Below are 7,854 nucleotides of genomic sequence, written 5' to 3'. Positions count from 1 at the left end.
TATTAATATTTTATGATGAATTATTCCTTAATCATAACACAATTAAATTAACGAGAAAGTCTTATATAGTGTATAATTGTACCTAAATTACTATTTTAATATTCTATTATGCCTCAAAAATTAAACTCAATTACTTCGTTGAAAAAACTTTGGCCATTTATTAAACCATATAAAAAAGCATTAATTGTTGCCGTGTTTGGGTTGTTATTGAATGCAGCTACTGATGCTACGTTAATATCGCTTACTAAACCTTTACTTGACCATGGGTTAATGGATAAAAATTATTCTCTTCTGATTATAATCGCAATTGCTATTATTGGATTAATTTTACTTAGAGGATTATCGAATTATATTTCAACATATTGCCTTTCTTGGTTATCAGGAAAAGTTGTAACTAAGTTTAGACAAATGATTTTCAATCATTTGGTTAAAAGTCCCATTAGTTTTCATGATAAACAATCTATAGGAGATCTGGTTTCTGTTATTACTTTTAATACTCAGATGTTATCCAAAGCCTCATCTGACGCTTTAATTATAATTATTCGTGAAATAACTTATGCTGTGGGCTTATGTCTTGTTATGTTATATGGAAGTTGGAAATTAGCTTCAATATTGATTATTTTAGTTCCATTAATTATTTTTGTTGCCCAGTTTATTGCTAAAAAATTTAGAGAGACAATAGCTTCAATGCAAGCTGGAATGGGACAAATTACTATAGCAAGTGACGAAATGTTAAAAGGTCATAAAGAAGTTTTAATTTTTAATGCAAAGGAGTATGAAAAACGTAATTTTGATTGTATAACAGATAATTTTCGGCGAGGTATGTTGAAAATTGAAATAGTTTCGAGATTATCAACTCCTATAATTCAGTTAATTGCAACGATTGGCTTAGGATTTATACTTTATTTAGTCGCAAGCCAAAATTTAAATATTACGCCAGGTTCATTTACTGTTGTTTTTTCGGCAATGGTTGCCGTGATGCGTCCATTGCGTGAATTAACAAGCTTACATGTTGAGCTTCAAAAAGGTACTATTGCTTGTGAATCACTGTTTGCTCTTTTAGATTCTCCATTAGAAGATGATAATGGAACTATACTAGCTGATAGAGTAAAAGGAAACATTGAATTTAAGAATGTCACTTATGCTTATCCAACAAGAAATACTCCAGTGCTTAATGATTTCTGTTTAAAAATAGAAGCAGGTCAAATGATAGCACTTGTCGGACGCTCAGGTGCAGGTAAATCAACAATTGCTAACTTATTACCACGTTTTTATGATGTATCAGAAGGCGAAATTTTATTAGATTCTATAAATATTAAAGAATACACATTGAAATCTTTACGTAAGCAAATTGGTTACGTGTCGCAAAATGTTCATTTATTTAATGGTTCAATTGCAGAAAATATTGCATATGGTGAACAAGAATTCCATAGTGAGGATGACATTATAAGAGCTGCTAAGCAAGCAAATGCTATTGAATTTATTAATAAGTTGGAACATGGTATCAATACTCAAATAGGTGATAATGGGATTTTATTATCTGGTGGACAAAGACAAAGAATTGCAATAGCGCGTGTTTTGTTACGTGATAATCCTATATTAATTTTTGATGAAGCAACTTCTGCATTAGATAACGAATCAGAAAGATTAGTACAAGAGGCAATAGACATATTACAGAAGGATAGAACTTCTATTATTATTGCTCATCGTTTGTCTACAATTGAAAAAGCGGATCGTATTCTAGTTATTGATGATGGAAAAGTAATCGAAGATGGCGATCATCAGTCATTGATCAATTTAAATGGAATTTATGCACAAATGTATGAAATGCAATTTAATACTCAAAATAAACAAAGTAAATAATAAATATGAATCAACAAAATAGCCAATACAATATTAATGATATAGATAAAGATTTTTCTACATGGAAGACTTTTTTAAAGTTGTTTCCATTCATTATGGAACATAAATTCTTTTTATTTTTATCTGTTATTTTGCTTATAGCAAGTGCATTTGCTGATACCTCATTGATAGCATTATTACGGCCTTTATTGGATCGTGGTTTTTCTATGAATGATCAAGATTTTTTACTAATGGCTCCTTTTTACATTTTTGGATTAGTCTTATTGCGTGGAATTGCAAACTATGGTTATTCTGTATTTTTGTCATTAATTTCTGGAAAGATTGTGATGAAAATACGTCAGAGATTATTTAGTCATTTTGTTGATGCTCCAGTTAGTTATTATGATCAAAATTCAACAGGACGGTTGTTGTCACGTATTACTTATGATACAGACCAAGTCGCAGCATCTTCATCAGACGCTTTAATAACTATAATACGTGAAACAGCATTTATTTGCGGTCTATTTTATACAATGTTTTATAATAGCTGGCAATTATCTCTTTCTTTAATCATTATTACACCTATAGTGATAAGTCTTATTACTTTTATCTCAATTAGATTTAGAAGATTGGCAAAAAATATGCAAAATTCAATGGGCAATGTGACAATGTCTGTTGAGCAAATGTTAAAAGGTCATCGAGAAATTATTATATTCGGGGCACAAGAGGAAGAAAATAGAAACTTTGAAAAAGTAAGTAATAAATTTCGTCGTGATAACATGCGATTAGTTTCTATTTCAGCATTATCAACACCTATTGTTCAAGTTGTTATTTCATTTGCTATAGCTTTTGTATTACTTACAGCAAGTAATCCTGATTTAAATATTACCCCTGGTGAGTTTACTGTCGTTTTTTCATCATTAGTTGCTTTAATGCAACCGATCAAAAGTCTAACTAGTGTAAATGCAGGATTCCAAAAGGGTATGGCTGCCTGCCAAACATTGTTTTCTCTATTAGAACAACCAATTGAACAAGATAATGGTAATGTCAATATTGATAAAGTTAAAGGAAATATTATTTTTAAAAATGTTTCGTTTAAATATGCCACAAGACAAGATTTAGCATTAAACAATATTAGTTTTTCTGTGGCTGCTGGTAAAACAGTGGCTTTAGTTGGAAAGTCAGGATCAGGGAAAACGACAATTGCGAATCTATTAACTCGTTTCTATGATATCTCTGATGGAGAAATAACTATTGATGGAATTAATCTTAGTAATTACACATTGTACTGTTTAAGGAATCAAATAGGATTAGTATCACAGCATGTGCATTTATTTAATGACACTATTGCAAATAATATAGCATATGGAAAAATTGGTGAATTTTCTCTGGAGCAAATAGAAGAAGCTGCTAAAAAAGCAAATGCTTATGATTTTATAAAACAATTCGATAAAGGTTTTGATACAGTTGTTGGTGAAAATGGTGTTTTATTATCAGGTGGTCAACGCCAACGTATAGCTATTGCAAGAGCACTATTAAGGGATAACCCTATTCTGATTTTAGATGAAGCCACATCTGCATTAGATACCGAGTCAGAAAAAGAAATACAGAAAGCATTAGATATATTACAAAAGGGAAGAACATCTATTGTTATCGCTCACAGATTATCTACTATTGAAAATGCTGATCAAATATTAGTAATGAATGAGGGAAGTATTATTGAGCAAGGTACACATACCGAGTTATTGAAAAAAGATGGCGCATATACAAAATTATATAAAAGTAATTTTAATGAATAATAATTTATTGATTGTGTAATAAATATGCTTAATATATTTTTAAAATTTATTTAAAGATGAATAGGATTTGTAATCTTTTTTGATATTTAAATCAGGATATTTTTTAGTTATAGCACATTTTAGCAGTGCTTTTTTTACAGAAAATGAACAAGGGTTCTTTTTTGTAAATTTGAGTATATAAAAAATATTTCTTATAGCATTCGATTTCTTATTATTAATGATACGTATCATTAATTTCAGGAAACCGAGTTCTTTTACAATATTATCCTTTATTTTTGTTGTAAATATTTTATCTGATCTTAATAGTGATTCTAAATAGGTTATATTCATGGCAAAAATGTAATTGCATTTTGCTTTATCGGATAATGGTAGTTTATTAATTTTTGTTATGCACTGATTTAAAACTTTTATTAAAGTTTTTAAATTTAAATCATCAATATATTGTTCTGATAAAGAGGAAGAGCGAACTCGATGAAAGTAACAATTTTTATCAATGAAATAATAAGTTAATTTCGCTTTTGAGATAATAGAAAGCGAAATATTATGATCTTCGTGATTTTTCTCAATGAATTTTTCTGATAACAATTTTCGGTTAAAAATTAATCGCCATACAACGCCAGAATAATTTCTTTTTTCTAGTAAATAATTTAATAACTCTATTCCTGTAGTGAAACTTTTTGTTTTTATTGTCTCCAAATTAGTTGCATAAGAGATTATTTCTGTCTCTTTAAAAGATGTATAATCAAAATAAAAACAATCTAATTGAGGCATAATACTTAAACTGTCTAAGAATTTTTTGAGTAAATCAGAATTTATAATATCATCTGAATCAATGAATAAAATGTACTTACCATTGGAATACTCAATGCCTTTATTTCTAGCTTGACTAACTCCTTGATTTTGTTGCTTGATTATTCTGATATTTTCGAATTTATAACGATATTGTTCAAGTATGTGCTGTGTATTATCGGTTGAACCATCATCAATACATATGATCTCAATTGAATTAGAGTTATATTTTGTTACAGAATCTAGACAATCTATAATGTAGTTTTCAACATTATAACAGGGTATAATTATAGAAAGACAAACGGTGTTATTTATCATAAAATTTTAATTAGATAATTACTTTTTGAGGAATAATTTATATTTTAAATAAATAATATAGTAATAAATAGATTTATAATAGTATTTTTGTTTAAATAAATATTTAGCATAATTTCTTATAGATGAACTATTACCACTTAAAGGCAACTGTTCATCTTTCCAAGGAGATAAAGCTAAATAATACTCAAAAATTTTAGAAAGATAGACTTTAAACCAAGGCTTGTTTTGCGAAATATAGTGTAAAATGACAGTATATGGCCTGATTTCTTTTTCTTGATGTGCGTCGATTGAAATTTTTATTTTAGTATTAAATTTTATAGGCAATAATAGCGTTTTATTTTCCAATAGAATATTTAAAACATCCTGATCTGCAAATTTATAAATATTACCATCATTAATTAATGTTAATGCTTTTTCAGAAATCTTTTCTTCACACCATTTCTTGGTATTTATCAATAAAACTCCAGCATTAAAGTATTTTATCGAATCAATATTATACATTTTACTAATAGCTTGTTGCATATCTTTAGTATCACTAACAACACCTGCTATATAATCGTCAATATTGAATTCAGCTAATTTAGCTAATGATTTTAAGCAAATTACATCACTATCAAGGTAAATTAATTTGTCAGTCACTGAGACTAGGAGCTTTGGCATAATAAAACGAATACAAGTTGATACAGTTGAAATATGCAAAACCAATGTTTTGGGATTAATGATAAAATTATTATTCAAGTAATATAATGTAATTGATACATTAGAAGAGTTAATTTTTTTAAACTTATCAATGTTTATTGGTGAAACATTATCAACAAATAAGTGGAAATGAAGATTGTAATTCGGAGTGTTTTGGATAACTGATGATATTGTTACGCCTGCTGGCATTGCATAATTATCATCAAAACCTAAAGCAATGTGAAGAGTTGGAAACTGTTGACTATGATTATTACTTATCGGTTCAATCTGGTCAATAAAGTTATTAACGTTATACATTTAATTAATTCTAATTCTTATTTTTCTAACAAAAGATGTAGCTAATTATATATTCGATTGTTAACAAAATATAGGTAAAAATTTTAATATAAATAAAAATCTGGTAAATTCAAAGTTTTTAATTTATCAAATGAATTTACACATTTAATGTATTTATTTAGAATAGAAAAAATTTATAAAGTGAAATAATCAATGTTTAATTCAGAAAAATATATAAGTAAAATTGAAAGATTTGCACTAACAAATACTGAAGATAATGAGATAGTGCATATTGCACTTGCATTTGATGATAAATATGCAATGCCTGCAGGGGTAACTATAACTTCAGTAATTGAAAATAATGATAGTTTACATTTTTGTTTTCATCTTCTTGTTGATAACGTCTCTATTGCTAATATAGCTAAGCTAAAAGAACTTGTTCAATATAATGTCAGTATAAAAATATACTATTTAAATGGTAATTTTGATATTAATCCAGATACCTTAGTATTAGGTTATTTATCCGCTGTTTCTTGTGTTCGTTTTATTCTACCTGCTCTATTACATTCTCAGGTAAAAAAAATTTTATATCTTGACAGTGATATTCTTTGTTTGAAATCAATTTCAGAATTATATAATACGGATATATCAAATTGTGTTGCAGGAGTTATTCCTGATGATAAACCAATGCAAAATGAAATAAAAACTTTATATTCTATTGACGCAGAGAAATATTTTAATTCTGGTGTGTTATTAATTAATACTGAAAAGTGGATGGAAAATGATCTAACAAATAAATGTATTAAAAAAGTAAATGATGGGAATATTTATCGTTTTGCTGATCAAGATGTTCTTAATATTTTATTAGAAAACAAAACTATTCTTTTACCTATTAAATATAATACAAAAATTCATATCACCATACCTTGTAGTGAAGAGAAAAAAATAGCGAAATATACCGTTTTGTTACATTATGTGACAGGGTATAAACCATGGTATCAAACGTTTAATTCTCTATTATTTAAGAAATATTATCAATTATCTCCTTGGAAAGATTTAGAACGTCCATTAGCATTAAAAAAATCTTGGTTACGTAATTATGCAAAGTATTGTTTTAAAGAAAAACATTATATGTCGGCTATAAAATTTTATTATTTATATTTACTAAGAAAAGTAAATTAATTACTTTTTGAATAGTTTTAATTTAATATAATGTAAGAAATATTTTGCGCTTTCTTTAAATTTTTTCTGTTTGAAAAAAGATATAGAATAAATTCGATAATCATTTACTCTCATTTTAGATTTATAACTTTTTAAATTATAGTTAGCCCATGGGGTAAAATGTTTATAAAAACAATAAATATTTTGGGCAAGACCTGTATGTTCTTGATACCATATCTTTCTTGCGCCAGTGAAATGCACAAAACATGGTAATGATTGTTTATTATGGAAAAAAGATTCTTTTTCTTGATCATTCATCCAAGTAAATAAATAATTCCATTTTACATTAATAAAACTAATTTGTTTTTGCAAAACAATGTTTAATGCATCTTGATCTGGGTATATAAGATTATAATTTTGCGGAGATAATAATATTTGGTTAGCTTTATCTTCGGTATCAAATTTTTTCCAATTTTGAGTATTTATATATAAAAAACCAGAGTTAAAATATTTTTCAGATGCTAAACCTAAACGGTTTCTATTTTGTAACATATTATTTACGTCTAAAGAGTCGGCCGTCACAGCACAAACTACCGAATCAATATCGATATTCAAAATAGAAGATATATCACTAAAGCATAGTATATCTGCATCTAAATAAATAAACTTATCAACATAATCAGGTAATAATCTTGGTACAGATAAGCGAATATACATTGAGCGATTTATATGCTTTATCTTATCATTCTGAATTTCAGAATATTTATCTAACTCATCTGTTGGGATAGAATAAAGATTAATTAAAGGACTAATTTCCTTGAGCTTGTTTTTATCTTCTTCCGAAACATCATATAAAAAAATATGAAAATGAATATTATGATTTTTATTATTAAGTATGATTGAAGTAATAGATACACCAACATGTTCTAAATAATTCGCATCTGTACAATATACAATATTAATAATACGT

6 protein-coding genes are annotated in these 7,854 nt (G+C 27.2%); 3 read left to right on the top strand and 3 right to left on the bottom strand.

Going from position 1 to position 7,854, the window contains the following annotated elements:
• The first annotated feature begins 108 nt into the window (after positions 1-108).
• Both msbA (B6C99_RS12480) and msbA (B6C99_RS12475) read left to right on the top strand, forming a co-directional pair.
• Positions 109-1,863: a lipid A export permease/ATP-binding protein MsbA gene (gene msbA, locus B6C99_RS12480; RefSeq protein ID WP_086360124.1), complete on the top strand. Its 1,755-nt coding sequence runs from the start codon at positions 109-111 to the stop codon at positions 1,861-1,863.
• Between the two features lie 5 nt (positions 1,864-1,868).
• Complete coding sequence (gene msbA, locus B6C99_RS12475; protein ID WP_086360123.1) at positions 1,869-3,641, top strand: lipid A ABC transporter ATP-binding protein/permease MsbA; 1,773 nt, start codon at positions 1,869-1,871, stop codon at positions 3,639-3,641.
• Between the two features lie 39 nt (positions 3,642-3,680).
• Here msbA (B6C99_RS12475) and B6C99_RS12470 read toward each other — a convergent pair whose 3' ends face one another.
• Positions 3,681-4,748, bottom strand: a complete 1,068-nt coding sequence (locus B6C99_RS12470) for a glycosyltransferase (RefSeq protein ID WP_086360122.1) — start codon at positions 4,746-4,748, stop codon at positions 3,681-3,683.
• Positions 4,749-4,766: 18 nt separating this feature from the next.
• Positions 4,767-5,744, bottom strand: coding sequence for a glycosyltransferase family 8 protein (locus tag B6C99_RS12465; RefSeq protein ID WP_086360121.1), 978 nt, complete (start codon positions 5,742-5,744; stop codon positions 4,767-4,769).
• 192 nt (positions 5,745-5,936) lie between these two features.
• Here B6C99_RS12465 and B6C99_RS12460 point away from each other — a divergent pair, with 192 nt between their 5' ends.
• Entirely contained in the window at positions 5,937-6,905 is a 969-nt protein-coding gene (locus B6C99_RS12460; protein WP_086360120.1) for a glycosyltransferase family 8 protein, read from the top strand.
• Here B6C99_RS12460 and B6C99_RS12455 read toward each other — a convergent pair.
• Positions 6,906-7,854, bottom strand: a 949-nt coding sequence (locus B6C99_RS12455) for a glycosyltransferase family 8 protein (protein ID WP_143413970.1), incomplete at its 5' end; no start/stop codon positions are given.

The organism is Gilliamella sp. N-G2 (assembly GCF_002142215.1).
GTDB lineage: Bacteria > Pseudomonadota > Gammaproteobacteria > Enterobacterales > Orbaceae > Gilliamella.
The sequence above is the reverse complement of the archived record's forward strand: the minus strand, read 5'-3'. Positions and strand labels throughout refer to the sequence as shown.

Excerpts from the sequence above, each read along its gene's own strand:
- msbA (WP_086360124.1), top strand. The coding sequence starts at position 109 with ATGCCTCAAAAATTAAACTCAATTACTTCGTTGAAAAAACTTTGGCCA.
- B6C99_RS12470 (WP_086360122.1), bottom strand. The coding sequence starts at position 4,748 with ATGATAAATAACACCGTTTGTCTTTCTATAATTATACCCTGTTATAAT.
- B6C99_RS12465 (WP_086360121.1), bottom strand. The coding sequence starts at position 5,744 with ATGTATAACGTTAATAACTTTATTGACCAGATTGAACCGATAAGTAAT.
- msbA (WP_086360123.1), top strand. The coding sequence starts at position 1,869 with ATGAATCAACAAAATAGCCAATACAATATTAATGATATAGATAAAGAT.
- B6C99_RS12460 (WP_086360120.1), top strand. The coding sequence starts at position 5,937 with ATGTTTAATTCAGAAAAATATATAAGTAAAATTGAAAGATTTGCACTA.